Source organism: Methanomicrobium mobile BP (assembly GCF_000711215.1).
Lineage (GTDB): Archaea > Halobacteriota > Methanomicrobia > Methanomicrobiales > Methanomicrobiaceae > Methanomicrobium > Methanomicrobium mobile.
Map to the genome: position 1 here is coordinate 110265 of NZ_JOMF01000006.1, position 20107 is coordinate 130371.

Here is a 20107-nt window from a genome sequence, read left to right on the forward strand (position 1 = left end):
AAACATACATAAAAGATGTCCATTACTTCCAATCAAAATATGAAACCGATTTATTCCTTTGCGGCGTTCTCGACGCTTCTGGGCATACGCGAGGGAACGGTTGCCTCCGCTGTTTTGATCGGGCTTTTCGTGAAACAGTTCAAGAAGCCGGCGGAGAGGTGGGTGAAAAGGGTGACGGAGAATGCAGGATGAGCAATTCCACTAGCATAAAATTCCCGACGGTCCGAATATTCCGCACTTACATCTTTAAATGATTTTCTTTGATGTTCTTTGTTTTCCATCATAATATATCAATTTCAGATAACCTTATACAATAGAAATGGTTAAGGAATTGAAACAAGCGCAAACAACGGTCAAGATGTCGAAATCCATGAAGAAAGAGATCGACACGGCCGCGGAAAATCTCGGAATATCATCAATGGAATACATCAGACGTGCATGCCGCGAGAAACTGGATAACGATTCCAAGACTGCACAGGACCCGGATAATATCAAAAAGACTGTTCTGGAAGTCCTTGACGAAATAGGAATCAAATATCATATCAACAAATAATCCTCACATGAAAATGTGAAAACTTTTTTTGCCGCATAACTTACGGAATGTGAGGATGATGCGCGTCTATTCCCTGAGATAATCAGACCAATGCGGAAAGGAAAGATTTTCGCATAATATCAGCCCCATTTTATGACAGATGTTATATTACATATTAAAATATATTAAATCTGAATAATATTATGGAATAGAAATGGTCAGGGAACTTAAACAGGCGCAAACCACGGTCAGGATGTCCGAATCCATGAAGAAAGAGATAGACTCGGCCGCGGAACTCCTCGGAATATCTTCGATGGAATACATCAGACGAGCCTGCCGCGAAAAACTTGACCGCGATTCCAAGAACGCACAGGACCCCGATAATATCAAAAAAGCAGTCCTTGAAGTCCTTGACGAAATAGGGGTTAAATATCGGATAAATAAATAATCGAAACGTCATATTATACTGGCTTGTAGCAAACTCCAGATATGCATCAGCAATATAATTATGCTTCAATTAGATATACAGAGAATTACTGACTATATGTTAGACAGTGGCTTTTAAAAATAATTTATCTTTATCATTTTGATGATGTCCAATTGAAAGGCATATCTCTGCAAAAGATAAATACACAAGTTAATCTATTATTTTCTTTATCATTTCTATAATTGCTTCCTTTGTTTTAAGATTATCTTCAATTACATACTCAGCGTCAATATCAATATCTAAATTATCCTCCAATGACGCTATAACTTCAACCGCTTGAAGCGAATCAAGAATACCTGCATCAAAAAGATTGTCTCCGTCATACGTAACTATATCCTCATTTACTTGTGCTAAAATTTTTAATATTTTCTCTTCCATTTTGTTACCTCTCTTAATTTATACTAAATTGTCACTAACTTTTCAAAAATTCATCTCATATCATACCTTAGCATCAAAAACATACCATCTCCGAAAGGTATGTACAACTTGTTTGCACTGTCCATTTTTTCTTCCGAACTCACCTTTTTATAGCGTTTAACTGTGATCATATGCCCATTATAAATCGTAGTGGGGTGTGGAAAAAGATCATTTTTACCATAATCCATAGCCCTAAGAAGTCTATAGATATTTTCAGCTGAATCATTTATATCAAACATACCGTCGCCGGGAATTTCAGAAGATTTGTACACCTTACGATTGGGATCAAGGTCTTGCTTCTTTGTGACTACTGAATCAGCAAGTATTTTTTCAAAGCACTCCATAAAAGCATCACCCGCCAACTTCATCTGTACAGTTACTAACTCATATGCTTTTGTATCAGAATATATTGAACATTCTTTCTGAATAATAATATCTCCGGTATCAATCTCTGCATCAACATAATGCCATGTTATACCCGTCTTTTCATATCCGTTATAAATAGCCCAACTGGGCGCATTCCTTCCCGGAAGATTAGGTAACAATGCATTATGAAAATTCACTATTCTTATATTTTTATTCTCAACAACTTTCTTTGGGAACAAGAAATTATTACTCGCGCTAATAATAAGAAGATGTCCTAGTTCAGCCCTTTTCAATATGAAAGAAGTTAATTCATATTTATCATCTATGAGAAAGGATTCTAATTTGTTGCTTTCGGCATATTTTTTGGCTCCGTTGAAAGGATACTTTTCATGTTCAACATATGTGATCGAATAACCGTGTCTATCCGAGACCGAATCTATAAAAGATAACACATTTCTGGTTACCAGACCATACCCTATAACCATCACTTGATTGTACTTAGTCAAGTTACATCAACTCCTTCAACTTAACCCGATCTATTTTTCCGTTAGCATTTATCGGCATATCAGCCATATATACGACTTTTCCGGGCATCATGTATTCAGGAATCATTTTTTCAAGTTTTTCTTTAATATAATCCTTATCTACATCAGAATCAATAAAGAGCACAATTTTTTGTTTATTCTCATCATACAAGCAACAACAGAGAGTTACTTCATCTAAGGAAGAAACAGCTGTTTCAATTTCTCCAAGTTCGATCCTATGACCCATATGCTTTATCTGAAAATCTTTTCGGGACAAATAAATAATTTCACCATATTCATTATACTTAACCAAATCACCGGTTCTGTAAATGATCTCGGGAACCGCACTATTCAAAGGATTCTGAACAAATGCTGCTTGTGTTTTCTCAAGATTGTTATAATACCCCATTGCGAGAGATGTGCCTCTAACACAAAGTTCTCCCACCTCATCTCCTTCAACAATCCGGTTTTGATCATTTAGGACTAGAATATCTGTGTTACTCATAGGAATACCTATAGGCAACGGTTCATCATCCGAAAAATCCCTGTCAATAATGTAATATGTACACGCATCAGTTATTTCTGTTGGTCCGTAAAGATTGGCATAAACAACATTTGGGAGATACTTTCTCCAGACATTGAGTTGTTTATTCGGCATGACCTCGCCACAGAATAAAACTCTTTTTAGTGTATCTTTCAGATCAACATTTCGAAATGCTTTCAGCTTTGAAACAACAATTAATGCAGACGGCACCCAAAATATTGTATTTATTTTATTGTTTCTTAAATATTCGAGCAATGGAACAGGCTGGTAAAACAATTTTTTAGGAATTATATATAGAGTCGCGCCTGTCTTCATGCAGGTATAAATGTCTAATATCGAATTATCAAAATAAAAAGGGGCTTGATTTCCAAAAGAGTCTTGCTCGGTAATTTTAAACGTTTCGGATACCCAATCAGTATAATCAATAACTGATCTGTGACATATTGAAACACCTTTGGGTATACCTGTAGAACCAGATGTGAAAAGGACATACAGTAAATCAGTATCAATAATACGTGCCGTATATCCATTCACAATTCTTTCATCATCATCTTTAGGAAGTATCTCTTCATAAATAAGATAGTCTCCGTCATAATCGAACTCTTCAAAAGAAGGCTTTAATTCCTTCGTCGTAATTACAATTTGAGGAGCAAGCACTTCAAGTATCTTATCTACTCTTGACTTTGGCATATCAATATCTATGGGCGAGTAAAAACAACCGCTATATGCTATACCCATAAAAGAGACTAAAACTTCTTTGCTCTTGTCCATATATACAACAATTGGTTTCTTGGTTATCCCACCAGTGATGTCAATAATATGTCTTGCTATCGCCTGCGACTTGCATCGATATTCCAAATAAGTAATACCCCCATTCTCGTCAACAATAGCATCTTTATTAGGGAATCGGTTTGACGTATATATTAACCAATTTAATACGGAATTATTCATAGAACTCACCCTTATATGACATTTGGTCTATCTTGATCACCATCTGCCTTCATAAACAGCGAATTATTATCTCTTGAATCTACCCAAATATCTATGTTATCTTGCACAAAAGGACCAAAATAATTAGGTATGATATTCTCATCACCATCTTTTAGAGAGACGAAACCTGCGGAAAGGATTAATTCTTCATCAATACCTGCACAATAAAAATCAATATACTCATTTTTATCGCTCTGAGCTAGATAATTCTCCAAAAACGATCCAATTCCTTCGATCAACGATTTGTCGCCAATATAATCAACTAGTCGTATAGCAACCCGATCATCATACGGCTGATTTCTCAAAACAAATAATGCACCTATCCGACCATCCTTTTCGATACCATATACTTCATAATCATATACAGGATGTTCGAAAAATCTATGATTTATGTACCAATGATCCTTATATGGCGTAGAATGAATGTACTGGGACGTATCAAACCGTTCCATAAGTTCTTCAATACAAAAAAACCTTACAACATTGTAACAACATGATCCCTTTTTTTTCTCAGGCAAATAGGATACTTTTGCAATTTTATAGGTTTTTTGTTCCGAAAGAATATAATAGTGTACCATTTTTGTGGTGTATCGTTTTAATAGAACCTTTAATACAGGAATTGCAGTTTTAGGGTTGTCACCAACATCTAAATCACACCTACATTTTGTTAATTCTTTTCTCCTCCTTATCAACTCTGCGCCAAGCATACCCATATTCCCTTCCAAGACTTTCCAAAAACTACCCCAAACATCGAGGTGTTCAGCATCATGTGAAGCTTTTAAGAATCCGTTAAGACATTCTATAGTCCCTTTTTTCTTATCAATTGCCAAAATAAAATTTACCGTACCATCTTCTTCTAAAAACTCATATTCAAAGAAATCTCGATTTTGAGCCATGACATGATCAGTCTTCCAGTATTTCTCTATAAAACACATAATGTCAGAGATATCATTTCTATTAGCTACACGAAATTCATACTGCTCATCATAATTATTCATATTAACTCCAATAAGGGTTTTACATCCACTTCTTATAGTTATCACTCTTCGGCGGAAAATCATTGCAATCCAACCGCGGTAACTTAAACGCTGAATCCTTACCTATATCCGCGGTCCTAACTTCCGTTGTCAATCCCAAGCAGGCGCCTTTTTCTTTAATGTAAGCAAGAACATCGTCGTTGAAATTGCCGTACGGATAATTCATGACCCACTCTTTGCGATCAATAAACTCCGACATTGTTTCCAAAGCTTTGGAGATATCTTCACGCATCTGTTCTGGCAACAGATTCCCAAGCCAATAGTGATCATAGCCATGAATTCCAATAAACATACCGTGTTTTTTCATTGTGCGAATCTGTTCAGGTGTCATATAGAGCTCATATGCCAACTGTTCCTCCGTAACACCGACATATTTTTCAAAGAGATCACTTGATATCTGATTTCTCAATCTCTCGGGAAGTACGGTTTGCAATATCCTCTTAACAAATACAGTATATTTATTGTCAAACCTATCATCAATTGCATACTTATTCCATAACTCTTCTGTTGAAGGATAGTTAAACTCCTTTCCTCTGTAAAAATCCATCTTTTCCTTTACGTCCGCTACCAGTTTTTTAATGTTCGCACTTGCAAGGATATAATGAATTTTGTTTACGTCCAAAAGCTGATGCGTCGTAAATGTCTTTCCGGGAATAAAAAAGGAACCCTGGAATCCAAATTCCTCCAATATAGGAAATGCAGTCGTATAATTATCAATGTATCCGTCATCAAAGGTAAGAAGAACGGCGTTGTCCGGCAATGTATCATTACCCTTTACGGCATCGATAACTTCTTCCATCCTTAAAACATTGAAGTTTTCCTCAAAAAACTCCAACTGTTTTCGAAACAGGTCAACATCCAATCCTTTAATTTCAGGATATCGACTATGTCTTAAGTCCCTAGTGTAATGGTACATTGATATGAATAACTTGGTATTTCCTTTCTTCATGCTTGTGTAGAATACTTGGACGCTCAGACACATAAAAGATGTTCTTTGATGTTCTTTAATTCCCATTAACATTCCAAATCACGATTTTATCATATTCAACAAATGGTCAGGGAACTTAAACAGGCGCAAACCACGGTCAGGATGTCCGAATCCATGAAGAAAGAGATAGACTCGGCCGCGGAAATCCTCGGAATATCTTCGATGGAATACATCAGACGCGCCTGCCGCGAAAAACTTGACCGCGATTCCAAGAACGCACAGGACCCCGACAATATCAAAAAAGCAGTCCTTGAAGTCCTTGACGAAATTGGGGTTAAATATCGGATAAACAAAGAAAGAATGCAAAACAACCGGAAATAAACAAAATCACATAGCTCACAAAATAAAAAAGAGAAAAAAATAACTGATAAACTGACATAAATTTAAAAAAAACAACACAAATCAGAAAAATGACCCTTTATTCTATTCGGCAACGCCGGAATGTTATCATATCATAACAGCTTAAAACTGCGGGGTATACAGCATACAGCACAGGATGCGGATATGAAAATCGACGCACTAAATAGAATCTGTATATTCGTTCGGTTTATGGGGTACTCTTAGACTTGTAACTCCTATTATATAAATGTACATAATCCCTTCAGATCAACCTGTCGCCGACCTTAAGGTAATGTCCGTTTATCAGCTCAAATCCAGGAAGTTCCTTCTTACCCTCGGGCTTTGCCGAAGTGATACAGACGGCATCGGTACCGCACTTGATTACAGCCCCTTTCTTCCTGATAACGCCGATAACCGTGCCGCAATCAGCGCCGGCAAAATCAAAACCCGTGATATCCGAACCGGCAGCAGCGGATTCACCGGAAACCCCGTTCGGAGCGCATCTTACAATCTCGCTCCTGTAGACTTTCAGAAGTTTGCCGTCGGAGAAATGCGTATTCGCACACGGAATCGGGGAAAGACCTCTGATGCGGTTGTGAACCTGCTGTGCGGGCAACGACCAGTCTATGACGCACTCCTCTTTTGAGATCGCGGGTGCAAACGTGGCCCTGCTGCCGTCCTGCGGCACCGCATTCACGTTCCCCGACTCTATAAGTCCTATTGCCTCTTCGAGTGCTTCGGCGCCGAGAACGGACAGACGGTCATGTAGTTCGCCGAAGGTCTCATCCGCACCTACGGGAATTGACTTTTGCAGAATCACATCGCCGGCATCAAGCTCCCTCGTGATATACATAATGGAAACCCCCGCTTCCGAATCGCCGTTGAGAACGGAATACTGCATCGGAGCAGCCCCGCGATACCGCGGAAGTAGAGAGCCGTGAATATTGATTGTCCCGTGACGGGGCATATTTATCAGTCTGTCGGGAACAATCATGCCGTATGCGACAACGACCGACAACTCCGGATTCAGATCCGACAGCGCCTCGAAAACGCCGTCATCGTTCAGATTCTCCGGTTGAAACACGGGAATGCCCTTCGCCAGCGCAAACTCCTTCACCGGCGAAAACTGAATCTTATTGCCGCGCTTATTGGGCTTATCCGCCCGTGTCACGACGCCTATGACCTCATGCTTCTCGCAGAGCATCTTCAAAGCCGCGACCGCATACTCCGGCGTTCCCATGAACAATATGCGCATACTTCTATACTTCCCCACTTATTCCTTATTCTCCGATTCCGAAGACGAATCCGCTGCCGAACTCACTTTTATGTAATCGGGAAACGATTCCGAAGAGCGGATAGCGTAACTGTCATCCGCGGATAAAGTCTCGCCAGCCTCCGAACGTTTGCGCAGCCTTTCAAGCTCTCCCGAGACCATCTTTTTCTGAATGGGACCGAGGCGGTCGGTAAACACGGTGCCGTTCAAGTGATCGAACTCATGCTGAAAGACTCTTGCCGGAAGGTTCTTCAGCTCTTCCTCAATAACCTCACCCGTCTCGGACGTATACCTGACGTTAATCTTCTTGGGTCTTCTCACCTTTCTGTGAACCCCAGGGAGACTGAGACAGCCCTCATCCATCTCAATCTGATTACTGCCGAAGGAAACGATCTCGGGATTGATAACCTTGCGGACCTTATCGCCGGCATCCATAACAAAAAACCTTCCGGAGATACCAATCTGCGGTGCGGCAAGCCCGACCCCCCTTGCGCTACGCATGAAAGGCACCATCTCATCGAGCAGTTTCACAAGCTCCGGCGTAATCTCAACCGGCTTTGCGGTCTCCGCCAGAACCTTATCGCCGAATATTCTTATCTTCATTGCATAGTATTCGACGCCGTAACTGATTAAAGTGGCGAGGGAAATGACAGGAACAGGTGATTGGAAAATGTGACTGGAAAATGTGACAGGAAAATGTGACATGAATAGATGAACGGTAAAGAAAAAATGAACGGAAAGTCAGGTATAACGGCAGGACATACAGGAAAATGAAAGCCGAAACTGACGAAAAATATTTATCAAAAACCGCAAAAATAGTGGACCCATTGGGATTCGAACCCAAGATCTCTGCCATGTCAAGGCAACGTCCTAACCAACTAGACCACAGGTCCATCGCACTGTGTGCTTTAATAAATATGTTCTTGACCTATAAAAATATTCTTTTTTTGTACGGTATTGGATTTAATTTTCATTAAAAGTTCATTAATTCGGCAAAAGGACAAAAAAATAAATTATCTGCGGTTCTTCTTCAAATACCTGCGAACCTCTTTGTCGCAGATATCGCTGTCGAGCCCGTCTTCATCCGAATCATAGTCCGAATAAAGATCGCGGTCTTCATCGTCATAATACGAATCCTCGCCGTCATCGTTATCATAATAAGAATCGCCTTCATAATCCGAGTCATCGCCGTACGCATCCTCGTGATCCAATGAATCCTCATCATAATCATCCGACTGATACCTGCATCTCCTAGCCATACCGTTATCTCCATTTTGCGGACAATCCGTAAAACCCGCTGTATTGTGACGCCGCGTCTCATAACGGGCATCGGAGGGGCTTTACAAACAGTCCGCATATTTTTCTAAATTATGATAATCGTCAATACTATATATATTCGAGTATCCTGCACAAAAAAGCAACCGAAAATGAAACAATCTGAACAATCTATGAAACTGTCAGAAAAGTGCTGATATCGGGATTTGAACCCGAGTCGCAGGAGTGAGAGTCCTGCATGATTGGCCTCTACACTATATCAGCACGATACGGTGACACCCGCGCAAAACAATTCGCACAAGATGCTTTTTCTTATTCGCATAAAAAATACTTAAACTTAATGATTATACTGCGGCAAAATCAGAGTTATGTGAGAATAAATCTCGCGACTCTGCAAACAATAAAAAAATATTGTTAGGGTTTTTCTTATACAAGATGGAGGAGTGGGTGAGTGTCCACCTGAGGCTCGAGACCGAACTCTTTTGCAGCCTCTGCAAGGACGATATCACTGAATGCAATAGCGGTTGATGCCGCCTCACAGTTCTCGATAGGTCCGTACATGATAAGATCCGCACCGAGTGTGGCTGCCATGATGTTACAGCCGATATCCGGTGAAGACCATGCAGCCTGTCTGATACCGTCGAATCCGCCGAAGTGGTGGTGTGCCATCTGCTCGAGGAGGAGATCCTTACCTTCGTACTGCTCGAAAAGCGTGGTCTTTCTCCAGCGCTTTAACCACGGCCATGAAACCGTCATGTTGTGGTATGCACCGCCGGTCGGCAGACCGTGGATTGCCTTACATGCAAGAATCTCTCTGAACGCACCGCCGGAACCGAGTCCGAGCGGGGTTGCAGCCGTATCGAGGATCGGGCGTGTGATACCGCACTCTTCCGCGATTGCAAGCATGGACTTTGCCTGACCTGCGACACCGCCGTCGTTCAATACTTTCTCACGACCTACAACTGTCGGGTCTCCCGGGTTGAATGCAAGAACAATAGCCGCGTTAACGTCACTGTTCTTTAATGCCTCAATGTTCTCGGGAACGATTGAACCGTTGATTGAGTTGTAGATGGCGCGGTCCGCAAGACCGACCTCGGTAACATACTCACAGGCGTGAACCAGTGCGGCAGGTGCCGACGAATCCATAAGGAAACATGTCTTGCTGTCGACCGAGTCAAACCACTGGAAGTAGTTCTCGAATGCCTCTCCTGTCTCAGAGATAATCTGGCAAAAATGCGGAACTCCCGTAATGTCGGAGAGTTCAAGACATCTGTTCCAGAGTGCCTCTGCCCTGTCCTTGTCAATAATGCCCTTCACATCATCGATAACAGTCTCGTGCTTGTTATAGAAGATTGAAGCGCCGAGCACACGCGGATATTCTCCGGGCTGCCCGCCAATCTTAGTACCGTTGAAATCAAGTACTGTCTGCTCTTTCTCAAATTTGAACATTTTTGTCACTCCTCCTTATATCAACTGTAAAAGTTTCGGGAGTAATACCAATAACATCATGAACACAATCAGACCTGTTGTAAGACCGTAAAGGATACCGATATCCCTACCGATCTTACGACCGTTGCGCTGCATGATTTCTCCGTCTGCGAACTCCAGCTTCTTCTCAATCTCGTTGAGGCGAGCTTCAATCTCAAGGAACTGCGGATTTGCCGTTGCAACAGCCGCATCGCCGCCGGCACCGCCGTCGTCCTCCTTAACCTCAACAACAATCGGATCGGCTCCGAAGGCTCCCGGATCGCGTGCCGTAAGCTCAGCGATCTTCGCTTTGATCTCACCGAGATCTTCCGTTTCCATAATGTTGACTATCTCAACCTGTTCCTGGAAACGCTTGATAGCCTCTGCTGAGAGATTCTCAATGAATGGAATTGCACCCTGTGCTCCGACAATCTTTCCGCCGTCAACACCGTTTGCATGGAGTGCCTGCAGACACTGACCGGAGAGGTGACCCTTAACTTCGGTTCCGCATGTAATGAGGAATCTGATATTCGGGTTTGCTATAACGTTAGCAACAATTTTTTCGAGACCGAGGTTCTCTGTCTTACAGGAACCGCACATTGCGGCACCGGCATCACAGACTGCCTGCTCGTCAAGGTGAGAACCTACGGTTACGACTACAACAGGACTGTTCTCGTCGCCCTTGTGGTAATCACCCTGAATCTTCGGCCAGCCTGCCGCCGGTGATTTCTTGTCTGCCATCTCAGACGCCTCCCGATAAGACAAACCAGGGGACAAAGACGAATACAAACGAGAGACCAAGACCGATAGCGAGACCTAAAAGACCTCCGCTCATAACACCGGACTCGAGCTTGTTTGTTCTTGCCATTATCTGACCCTTGTAGCGCATGTCCTCAATCATGTCATCGATTGCCGCCATTCTAATAAGTGTCGATTTTTTCTCTTCGTCTGACATTTATCTCACCCCATTAACAGGAAACCAAGTATGACAAATGACATGATAAGACCTATCATGAGTCCTTCAATCTTACCAGAGTAGACACCCGCATAGAAACGGTTCTGAAGACCGATATTTGTAACCGACTGCTGAATGACCTTCATCCTTGCGGTAATGAGGGCTACTTCCGCCGTCATCTCGGCTTCTTCGCCGCTCTCGCCCGCATCCGCTCCGCCTGCGCTGTCGTCCTTTACCTCGACGACAATCGGCTCTTTGGGCAGGTTGCCCGGATCCTTTGCGGTAAGCTCGTTGATCTTTGCTTTGATGACCTCAAGATCTTCTGTCTCCATTATGTCGACTATCTCGACCTGTTCCTGGAAACGCTTGATGGCATCTTCGGTAAGATTCTCGATGAACGGAATTGCGCCCTCTGCGCCGACAATCTTTCCGCCCTCAACACCGTTTTTGTGGAGAGCCTGTAAACATTGACCGGAGAGGTGACCCTTAACTTCGGTTCCGCATGTGATGATGAATCGGATGTTCGGATTCGCAATAATGTTGGCGACGATCTTCTCGAGACCGAGGTTTTCCGTCTTACAGGAACCGCAGATTGCGGCGCCCGCATCACAGACTGCCTGCTCGTCGAGGTGAGAACCGACGGTAATAACCGCAACGGCGCTCTTTTCATCGCCTACGTGGAAATCTCCCTGTATTTTCGGCCAGCCCGAGGCCGGAGATGTTTTATCTGCCATTTTCTTTTACCTCAGATGAACGCAAATGCAAGTAAACCTGCCACAAGTAATCCGACCGCTATACCGTACCACATTGCCGTCACGCTACCCGCATAGACCAGAGACTGTTCTCTGTGCGGGAACGATGACAGGAAACTGCCTTCTCCCGAGAGCATTCCGACGATATCATCCGTAATAAGCTCGAGTTCCCCGACCTTATCGATGATTGGTCCGTAAGATGCACCCTCATGTCCGACAATACCGACTTTCGGATCGGCAACGAGTCCGTATTCCGGAAGCACTAATATATTGGTTCCCATTTTTACGCCTCCTCCTTCTCACGAATCGGCTTTGCGTCAAGCCACATGAATGCGTCGCGCTTGGAGAGTACGAAGTACTTCTTGTAGGTGTAGACCCATCCGATAAGCGAGACAAGGAATGAAACCAGGACGGCTGAAAGACTTAAGAATGCAACCGACATGATTGATACGCAGAACATGCTGATGAAACCGCACTCCGCGGCAAGCATGAGTGTTCTGTCCTGGGACTCGTTCGGTCCGAGACATGCATTGAACGCATGCTGAACGGCAATTGCGCCGAGCATGAATACAACGGCAATTGCACCGCCGCCGAGATACGACGCGGCGTAGTTTGTTACAGGAATTCCGAAGAATGTTGCCGTGCCTGCAATGAGGTCAGTGAATACGAAAGTACCCGTTGCCATTGCGGTAAGACCGAGGACGGTAACCGCACCGACGATACAGAGTTCCGCGATTGAGACAACCATTACCGGAATGTTCATGTTAACAATGTTGTTCGCGACGTAACCGATGATTGCGCCGAGGATTGCTGCAATAACGACACATAAGACCGGAATTACGAGCGGTCCGAATGTGTTGACCTTTGTTGCAAGAATCATTGCAATAACACCGCTGCCGAGTGCAATCATACCTGCCGACGGCACACCGGTACCGAGACCGTAGCTGCACAGGTGTTTGATTGTATCCGTACCCCACCAGAGGGCAAATACTGCTGCAATACCGCCGAAGAACGAGAAATACTGAACTCCGAGCAGTGTATTGAGGTATGTAAGATACATGCAGATAATTGCACCGATAAGACCAATGCCGAGCACTTTGTTGTGCGACATTCCGCCTTCTGAAGCTGTAATTTGAACTGTCATCTTTTATACCTCACACCAATACCACAAATATTGCAAGAACACCGCAGACTGCGGATGCCACTGCACAGCCGATAACCGCACGCGGGAATCTCTTGAACTTCGGATCGTGCGGACCCTCGATAGTACCCGTAATGTTGTATGCGGCAATAACCGCGTTGACAAGGAACATACCGATAGCGAAGATACCCGCAAGTCCGACTGCAAGCGCCTTAACCTCATCCGGAGATGCATTGAGCAGAGTCGGAAGGAATGTCTCATAGACTTCGAGAAGCTCAAGGTAGATGAGCGTACCGCCGAGACCGCCGAGGATACCTCCGATAACACCGCCTACGTAGGAGATGAACGGAAGACCGTGACCCTCGGTACCCTGTGACTTGTATGCCTCAAATGTGTCGCCTGTAATCGGGTCTTTTGCTACCTTACCTGATGCAGCGGGGATACCCATTGCATAGACGTAGATAATGTTGACCATTAAACAGGTGATTGCCATCATGAGACCGCCGCCTATTGCTCCGCCTGCGAGTGCAACGGCAAGACCGTACTCGGCTGCCCATGCGCCTCCGAAGAGACCTGCAAGACCCGCACCGGCTGCAAGCATTGTTACACCAGTTGCAATACCGGGTGACTGACCCATAGCTGCGGGAGCACCGCCGACAGGAACGAAGTGAACACCGAAACCGATCAGAAGACCGCCGATGACGACTCCGAGAAGTCCCATGAATGCGACTCCGGGCGAGAGATAGTATACAACTCCGAGTGCGAGGATTAAAAGAATGATACCGACAACAACAGCTACCGGTTTCATTCCTTCGCTGCCGCCGCCCGCTTTAATTGCGCTCATGCTGTGGCCTCCTTCTCTTCGGTGTAGGGACCGTAGGTCTTACGTGCCCACTTCTCGACCATTCTGTCGATTATCATGAAGATGATGATTAATACGATACCGGCAACAACTGCACCCCAGCCTGCCGCGAAACTTTCGAAGAAGATAGTACGCCACAGTTCAAGGAATACAATGAGACCGAAACAGACACCGGATGCGGGTCCGCCCATCTTTGAGGTGAACCAACCGTTATCGAGTGAGCTGCGCTGACCTGCCTCTGCGTAACGTACGATGTTACCGGAAGCAGAAATCGGGACACCCGCACCAAACTTCTGTGACTGGTACTGGCGTTCCTTTCCGTAGAACGGGTTACCTGTTGCGGAACCTGCCGCACCGAGTGCGATACCCCATACAATTCCCAGAAGCGGGAGAGGGAAAGGATGTCCGAGTGCGTTTACCATAAGGAAACACATTGACACACATGTAAATATAGCAATAAATGCATGTGCCATGGTCACGGTTGTAACTGATTTGATTAAATCAATGTAAACCGGCTGTTCGAATTTTGCCAGACTTGCAGTCCTGCCCAGGTATGCCGTAGTTGCATATACACCCTGTACAAATACGGCGATAGCCGAACCTAAGACTATAGCAAGAACCGGATTGTAGTTTATCGCCATCAGCGCCCATGCGAGGCCTGCTCCCAACGTACACCATAAACCGTATGCAGGGGGTTCACCGGAAATAGCTTTGCTGTAAATACGGTGAATATATCCCATCTGCGGAGCCAACTGAACCTGTGAGTTCGGGTCACCCTGTGAACCGATATCTGATTCAGTATCTTCCGCTGCACCGGACACGGTGGCAAGAGCGCCTGCAACAGCGCTTATACCGATGCCAAATAGTAACTCTTCCATTAAGGCATCCTCCTGTGTGCTTTTGCACCAGAGATACACATTTCACTAAACCCTTTTGGATTCAAAAAATAGTTGATTTGATATTTAATTAAACCTTTCGAAAGAATTCCCGCCTGAAAAAATTCAAACGGAGAAAAAAACAGCGATATAAGCAAATTTCTGCAATTGCTTAACACATTATTTTTAATTAAGAAAAAAAATATTGGGTTGATCTTACTTTGCAGGTATGATCAGTGAGCGCTCTCCGGCAGGTACGAATTCGCGGATTGCTCCCTTTGCGAACTCTTTCCTCGGCTCGGAGAAGTCGAATTTCAGTGACGGATCTGCGAATGTGATCTTGACGAGCGGGTTGAAACAGAATGCGTCGCCGCGTCCGAAGTGAGCTGCACCGGAAATTGCGGCGTATTCACCCTGGTGACCTACGTTCATTGCGTAGTTCGGGTAGTTCGGTCCGCGAAGTTCTCCGATCAGACCGCGATCAGGCTCCATAGAGAGTGAGTTTGCCGAACCGCACTGGTCCTGAAGATCGTATCCGAAGAATCCGAGACGTGACCAGCCTCCCTTGTGCATGAGCATCGAAAGGTACCATGCGTTGAGACCTGCGTTGGAGTTACCTGTTGCGATTGATGTGGTGATACCACAGGATGCCGCAAGGACACTTGCACGCTGTGAACCGCCGAAGTGGTCTTCCATCATTGTCGGATACTGTTCGTACTGCTCCATACCGTTAAGGTTGACTTCGGTTGCGATGTCGTTTACAACTTCCTGGGTTGGTTTTACGAGCTTTGCGGGGGATGGGTTCTTGTAGTCAACACCGTATTTGTCTTTAATGTAGTCCATACCGTAGTAGGTGAACTCATCAAGGATGTTATCCGTGTATGCGGCTGTTGCATACTGTGTGAAACCGACACCGCCGGACATGTAAGATCCGAGCCAGATCTGGTCGAAGAGCATTGTACCTGCGCCTACAACCTCAAGGGATGCTTTTGCAGGGTCGTTCGGGTATTTTCTGTTTGCCTGAATAATATCCGAGAAGAGACCGAATTTAATTCCTCCGGGTTCGTTCGGACCGCGTGCACGGCGTGCCGGAAGGTGTGTTGCCATCTGAATGACACCTGCGTGCTTTGCAGCGAAGGAAAGATCTGCTACTGCCGCTTCACCGGCACACATTCTGTATGCTGCGATGAATGACATACCGATCTGCATTGCAGACCATCTGGAGGTTGTTCCACCGTCACAAGTCCTTGAGACTATTGTCGGGATGTGAATTGCCTGGTAGATTGATTTGCCGACGTTCTTCTTGAGAACTGCCGCGTGCTCGGGTGTGAAGAGCTTGTCGATGTCAAGGACGAACTGCTTCTCGATTGAGTCTGCCATCTCGTCGTCGCCTGTGAAGACTTTTACGTAACAGTCGTCGACAAGTCCGGGGTGTGTCTCAACCATGTGTTCCTGTACGACTGCTCCGCCCGGCATTGCGTGGTTTAAGATGTGGAGGTACTCGCTGATTGTCTCAGGTGTAACTTCTTTGCCGAGACGCTTCTGGAGTGTTGTGTGTGCAAGGTCCATACCTACGATGATTGTTCTTCTGATATCATCCCACATCTGCTGCATTGCGGCATTGTTGACGAAGTGAAGATCATCACCCTCTACGAATGTTCCGGTTCCGGAAACTTCGTAGGTCATGAGCTGTCTCTGACCCATCGGGATACCGCCGAGGTGGCAGTGCTCAGGATCGTACATCGAGATTCCGCGCTTCTGTTCGATTGCTTTTGTTGCAGCCATGAACTCGCGCTTACGCGGAGACTGTTTTACACCGTCGAAGTTGTAGAATGTTGTGTTTACGGACTTGGGGTCCTGTCCATGGAACTTCTCCTTAAGTGCATCGAGGAAAAGTTTCTGTGATCTCTCAATTTTTCCCATTTAAATCACTCCTCTTTCGGCATGAAGCCGTATTTTGTTCTAAGTGCGTGGATACGCTGGATGTATTCGACGTACTCTTTGTCGTCACGGAAGGCAACACCTGCAAGTGAGTGGAAGATTGTGGAGTGTGCTTTTACCCATGCGTCGTCCATCGGCTTTCCGACTGAAACTTCACGGTCTAAGGGTTCACCAATCTGGTCCTTTACGTATTTTACAACGCCGTCCTTGAGGACACAGCGCTGGAGCATATCGAACATCATACCGTCTTCTGCAAGGCGGAGTGAGTGTCCGTGAACTGTTGCACCACGGCAGCTGACAAGTGCCGGGTCGAAGACCTCTGTCTCGATGAGCATCTTTGCGTACTGTTCAAGGTCACGCTCACGACACTCGACGATCTGACGTCCTGAAAGTGTACCGGGGTCGATACCGCGGAAGCGGTACATTTCCATGTATGTTCTCTGGTACGGCTGTGACGGTGCGTTGAACATTGAGTCTGCGAACTGGATGTAGCGTACGCGGTCTCCTGCCTTTGCTCCCTCTGTCGGTTTTACAATCTTTCTGATCGGGCAGTCCGGCTCCTGCTGTTCGGCAAGGGGCGGGTGTGCTGTCGGGTATGCTGATCCGGGTGCACGGTGACCGAGGATAAGTACGACATCTTCATCTGTTACATCACGTACTTTTTCGAGTTTGTAGTTTGGGTTCATCTGTTTGCGTCTGTTTTCCGCAACGATTGATGTACCCGGTCCATACTGTGGTGTGTATGCCATTGTTTTTTCACCTCAAATTTTAATGTTTGATTACGTTCATTACAGCTGAAATCACTTCAGCGATCTTTTCCCTTGGCGGTGTCTGACCGCGTGTCACGCCCGTGACAATCGCAACGACACGTCCTTTTGTGCGGATATCCTTCTCCGCCGGAAGTACAAAAGCGGTTTTTACACCGACTTTGGCAAGGTCTTCACAGTCTATCGGTGCCTGTGTTACCACGACCGCATCTATATTGCATTGCGAAAGGATCTTTCTGACCTTTTCTACAACATGGGAACGGACGTTTCCGTGATGGAGAACGGCCACTTTATGCTGCTCAATCTGAGCGGTCTCCTTCTCGTTCACACCGAAATGTGCGCCGAGCACGGATCCGGCAATGCTTTCCGCATCTGCGGGTATTCCGCTTCCGGCATTGAGCACCATGGTGCTTACCGAGAACTCGACACCTTCGCGTCTGAGTGCGGATGTGATATCACATACGGGTTTTGTCACATGGCGTCTTCCGGGCGACATGCCGACTATGACTACATCGGGTCGGCGGCATTCCGATATTGTGCCCCGCTGTGCGAGACCTCCGCCTTTACCCATGCCCATACTTTCGCGGCAGTCGACTACCTGGGTGACTCTACCTAGTGGCATCTTATTTTCTACCCTGTATTATTACCGGAGCTTCTTTTCTTCTGGGGTCGACGAGACCGATTACCGAAGGATCGGCGTTGGGACCGTAACGGCAGTAATCCACGAGAGACGCTTCGGTCTTCATGAATTTGCCTTCAAGGACCTGTGCCGGAAATTGAGTGAAGAATGCATTCGTCACTTTCCTTATCTCTTCGATTACGCCCGCGTCTTCGACCTCAAAGGTGATTGACCCTACCTGTACCCGTAATTCCATTGTCGCGTCGCCGACTTTGATGGTCCTGCGATTCGAGTTCGGATTCGGGCTTCCTCTTGCAGGCCCGTAAGGAACGACCGCAGGAATTGACGGTCCGTTGACCATCATTCTGCGTATTCCTTCAACCTTTACAACCTCGTTGAGATATCTCTCCGAGGTCTCGGGTTTGAGCATGCGGAGGGGTACTACCCTGCACTGGGGAAACTGGCTTTCAGTCATTTCAACTTAAATTTAAATCTCTATTCAGATGCTCTTTGCAATCTGGTCGATCGGCTTGCTGAACTCGGGGATCTGACCGTAGGTCTCGCCCATGATTGCCGATGTGCCCTCGGGTGTGAACATCTGTGTACCTGCATCAAGTGCACAGGCTGCTACTACACAAGGAATACCGCAACCGTTTGCGTGACGGGTTACGACGTGGTTACCGTTGAAGATACCCGGACCGCCGCCACCGTAGATTGAGTGTGAGAAGAATGAGAATCCGACGGATGTACCCATTAAGCGTCCGAAGTCTGTACCCGGAAGACCGGTCTCGTGCTCAAGCAGATCGTTGAAGTAAAGCATTGTTGCCGAGACTGCCTGTGCGAAACGTCCTGCACCGCAGTTGACCATGGTTGCCGCAAGGGTACCTGCCGCTGCGTATGCGTTCCACATCATCGGGTCCTTTGTGTCGTAGAACTGGAAGTAGCCGCCCTTCTTTCCGGGTACGATTACTTTGTCCTCGATTGCTCTGCCGACAAGTGACTGCAGAACAGTACCGACGGTACCTGTCTGTCCGTTCTCTTTTACGAGCTCATAGACGAGGTTGTTTGCGTTAAGACCCTGGAATGCGTACTGGAGAAGCATGTGGCGCTCGAACGGACCGATTGCTCCGCCCATCTCGAACTCTCCTGCTGTCTCGAGTGTTGATGCAAGTGCTGCGCCCTGCATTGCGTTTCTGTGGGTCATCATTACGAAGTGGTTGACACCGATGTTACGGAATCCGTATCCGAGACCTTCGTTGTTCTGCGGGTTGGACAGAATCGAGGTGACGAATGCTCCTTCCATATCCATTGTGTGCGGGTATGCACCGAATGTTGTTGCTTTTACTGCAGGTGCATCGAACATGCTGACCTTGAACTGGTCAACGATTGCATATGTTGTTGCAGCCGCAACAGCGGTGATTGCCGCATCGTAGGTTGATGCCGATGCAATACGTGCTTCCGGAACTTCGACAAGAAGAAGGTTTCCGCCTTTGTACTCGTGGACGACTGTCTCGCCGCCGTTGACGTCAACCATGTCCTTAATCTTTGCAACAATTGCGTCCTTGTTTGCAAGGATTGGAAGGTCGAGTTCACGGCCCATGATTACGCCGCCCTTTCCGAGCTTACCTGTCTTGAGAGCAGCTTCAATGCCGCCGAGGTTTACTGCCACGCTTCTCTTTGCGAGATCGATGAGCTTCTTTGATGCCGGGTTAACCAGCGGGCTGATCTTGTCAAGAGTTACGTTGCTTTTCAGAACTTTTCCGTCGTCTGAATAAAGATCGATTGTCTCTTTATATTTTGCCATATTTATGTCTCCTATACCCATTTGTGCAATGCTTTTCTTTTACTGAACGCTGACAGTATTGACTGTCGTGATACTGGTAAGTACTAATGCACGTCCCCGCATGGGACATAAGTACTTTATCTTGAAAACAGAATATAAGCATTCCTAATAGT

At 45.7% G+C, this 20107-nt stretch carries 25 protein-coding genes and 2 tRNA genes; 4 read left to right on the forward strand and 23 right to left on the reverse strand.

What is annotated here, in order from left to right:
* The first annotated feature begins 39 nt into the window (after window positions 1-39).
* From T502_RS08880 to T502_RS04580, 3 genes are all read left to right on the forward strand, one after another.
* Window positions 40-192, forward strand: coding sequence for a hypothetical protein (locus T502_RS08880; protein WP_157197464.1), 153 nt, complete (start codon window positions 40-42; stop codon window positions 190-192).
* Window positions 193-358: 166 nt separating this feature from the next.
* A complete protein-coding gene (locus tag T502_RS04575) occupies window positions 359-553 on the forward strand; it encodes a hypothetical protein (protein WP_042705978.1) in 195 nt (64 codons plus the stop codon).
* A 193-nt stretch (window positions 554-746) separates the two neighbouring features.
* Complete coding sequence (locus T502_RS04580; protein ID WP_042705979.1) at window positions 747-980, forward strand: plasmid mobilization protein; 234 nt, start codon at window positions 747-749, stop codon at window positions 978-980.
* A gap of 189 nt (window positions 981-1169) precedes the next feature.
* Here T502_RS04580 and T502_RS04585 read toward each other — a convergent pair whose 3' ends face one another.
* From T502_RS04585 to T502_RS04605, 5 genes are read right to left on the reverse strand one after another with little or no spacing between them, the layout of a single operon-like run.
* Window positions 1170-1397: a phosphopantetheine-binding protein gene (locus T502_RS04585; RefSeq protein ID WP_042705980.1), complete on the reverse strand. Its 228-nt coding sequence runs from the start codon at window positions 1395-1397 to the stop codon at window positions 1170-1172.
* A 50-nt stretch (window positions 1398-1447) separates the two neighbouring features.
* The gene (locus T502_RS08535) at window positions 1448-2287 is read right to left on the reverse strand and encodes a formyltransferase family protein (RefSeq protein WP_157197466.1); all 840 of its coding nucleotides are present in this window, start codon (window positions 2285-2287) and stop codon (window positions 1448-1450) included.
* A gap of 22 nt (window positions 2288-2309) precedes the next feature.
* Window positions 2310-3821, reverse strand: a complete 1512-nt coding sequence (locus T502_RS04595) for an amino acid adenylation domain-containing protein (protein WP_042705981.1) — start codon at window positions 3819-3821, stop codon at window positions 2310-2312.
* Between the two features lie 11 nt (window positions 3822-3832).
* Window positions 3833-4858 (reverse strand): hypothetical protein, encoded by a 1026-nt coding sequence (locus tag T502_RS04600; protein WP_042705982.1) that lies wholly within the window; start codon window positions 4856-4858, stop codon window positions 3833-3835.
* 19 nt (window positions 4859-4877) lie between these two features.
* Complete coding sequence (locus T502_RS04605) at window positions 4878-5846, reverse strand: polysaccharide deacetylase family protein (RefSeq protein ID WP_084173074.1); 969 nt, start codon at window positions 5844-5846, stop codon at window positions 4878-4880.
* 102 nt (window positions 5847-5948) lie between these two features.
* Here T502_RS04605 and T502_RS04610 point away from each other — a divergent pair, with 102 nt between their 5' ends.
* Window positions 5949-6206, forward strand: coding sequence for a ribbon-helix-helix protein, CopG family (locus T502_RS04610; RefSeq protein WP_157197467.1), 258 nt, complete (start codon window positions 5949-5951; stop codon window positions 6204-6206).
* 280 nt (window positions 6207-6486) lie between these two features.
* On the opposite strand, the gene fmt is transcribed toward T502_RS04610, so the two are convergent.
* The 18 genes from fmt to mcrB form a co-directional block, all read right to left on the reverse strand.
* On the reverse strand, window positions 6487-7497 hold the full coding sequence (gene fmt / locus T502_RS04615) for a methionyl-tRNA formyltransferase (protein ID WP_245597761.1): 1011 nt from the start codon (window positions 7495-7497) through the stop codon (window positions 6487-6489).
* Window positions 7498-8100 (reverse strand): peptide deformylase, encoded by a 603-nt coding sequence (gene def, locus T502_RS04620; protein ID WP_084173040.1) that lies wholly within the window; start codon window positions 8098-8100, stop codon window positions 7498-7500.
* Between the two features lie 216 nt (window positions 8101-8316).
* A tRNA-Val gene (locus tag T502_RS04625) sits at window positions 8317-8390 on the reverse strand.
* A 120-nt stretch (window positions 8391-8510) separates the two neighbouring features.
* A complete protein-coding gene (locus tag T502_RS04630; RefSeq protein WP_042705985.1) occupies window positions 8511-8756 on the reverse strand; it encodes a hypothetical protein in 246 nt (81 codons plus the stop codon).
* Between the two features lie 207 nt (window positions 8757-8963).
* Window positions 8964-9036 (reverse strand) — tRNA-Glu (locus T502_RS04635).
* A 162-nt stretch (window positions 9037-9198) separates the two neighbouring features.
* Window positions 9199-10221, reverse strand: coding sequence for a tetrahydromethanopterin S-methyltransferase subunit H (mtrH, locus tag T502_RS04640; RefSeq protein WP_042705986.1), 1023 nt, complete (start codon window positions 10219-10221; stop codon window positions 9199-9201).
* Between the two features lie 15 nt (window positions 10222-10236).
* Window positions 10237-10980 carry a tetrahydromethanopterin S-methyltransferase subunit A gene (mtrA, locus tag T502_RS04645; protein WP_042705987.1) on the reverse strand — a complete coding sequence of 248 codons (744 nt, stop codon included), beginning with the start codon at window positions 10978-10980 and terminating at the stop codon, window positions 10237-10239.
* Window position 10981: 1 nt separating this feature from the next.
* Complete coding sequence (locus T502_RS04650; protein WP_042705988.1) at window positions 10982-11194, reverse strand: tetrahydromethanopterin S-methyltransferase subunit F; 213 nt, start codon at window positions 11192-11194, stop codon at window positions 10982-10984.
* Window positions 11195-11199: 5 nt separating this feature from the next.
* Entirely contained in the window at window positions 11200-11928 is a 729-nt protein-coding gene (gene mtrA, locus T502_RS04655; protein ID WP_042705989.1) for a tetrahydromethanopterin S-methyltransferase subunit A, read from the reverse strand.
* 11 nt (window positions 11929-11939) lie between these two features.
* Complete coding sequence (gene mtrB / locus T502_RS04660) at window positions 11940-12227, reverse strand: tetrahydromethanopterin S-methyltransferase subunit MtrB (protein WP_042705990.1); 288 nt, start codon at window positions 12225-12227, stop codon at window positions 11940-11942.
* A gap of 2 nt (window positions 12228-12229) precedes the next feature.
* Complete coding sequence (gene mtrC / locus T502_RS04665; RefSeq protein WP_042705991.1) at window positions 12230-13090, reverse strand: tetrahydromethanopterin S-methyltransferase subunit MtrC; 861 nt, start codon at window positions 13088-13090, stop codon at window positions 12230-12232.
* A gap of 10 nt (window positions 13091-13100) precedes the next feature.
* On the reverse strand, window positions 13101-13931 hold the full coding sequence (gene mtrD / locus T502_RS04670; protein WP_042705992.1) for a tetrahydromethanopterin S-methyltransferase subunit D: 831 nt from the start codon (window positions 13929-13931) through the stop codon (window positions 13101-13103).
* Window positions 13928-14827, reverse strand: coding sequence for a tetrahydromethanopterin S-methyltransferase subunit E (gene mtrE / locus T502_RS04675; protein ID WP_042705993.1), 900 nt, complete (start codon window positions 14825-14827; stop codon window positions 13928-13930). The genes mtrD and mtrE overlap by 4 nt, the downstream gene beginning before the upstream one ends.
* A 213-nt stretch (window positions 14828-15040) precedes the next feature.
* Window positions 15041-16747 (reverse strand): coenzyme-B sulfoethylthiotransferase subunit alpha, encoded by a 1707-nt coding sequence (mcrA, locus tag T502_RS04680; RefSeq protein ID WP_042705994.1) that lies wholly within the window; start codon window positions 16745-16747, stop codon window positions 15041-15043.
* 5 nt (window positions 16748-16752) lie between these two features.
* Window positions 16753-17514, reverse strand: a complete 762-nt coding sequence (gene mcrG / locus T502_RS04685; RefSeq protein WP_042705995.1) for a coenzyme-B sulfoethylthiotransferase subunit gamma — start codon at window positions 17512-17514, stop codon at window positions 16753-16755.
* A gap of 19 nt (window positions 17515-17533) precedes the next feature.
* Window positions 17534-18154: a methyl-coenzyme M reductase I operon protein C gene (gene mcrC / locus T502_RS04690; RefSeq protein ID WP_042705996.1), complete on the reverse strand. Its 621-nt coding sequence runs from the start codon at window positions 18152-18154 to the stop codon at window positions 17534-17536.
* 1 nt (window position 18155) lies between these two features.
* Entirely contained in the window at window positions 18156-18581 is a 426-nt protein-coding gene (mcrD, locus tag T502_RS04695; protein WP_342665743.1) for a methyl-coenzyme M reductase operon protein D, read from the reverse strand.
* 69 nt (window positions 18582-18650) lie between these two features.
* Window positions 18651-19955 carry a coenzyme-B sulfoethylthiotransferase subunit beta gene (mcrB, locus tag T502_RS04700; protein WP_042706171.1) on the reverse strand — a complete coding sequence of 435 codons (1305 nt, stop codon included), beginning with the start codon at window positions 19953-19955 and terminating at the stop codon, window positions 18651-18653.
* Between the last annotated feature and the right edge of the window lie 152 nt (window positions 19956-20107).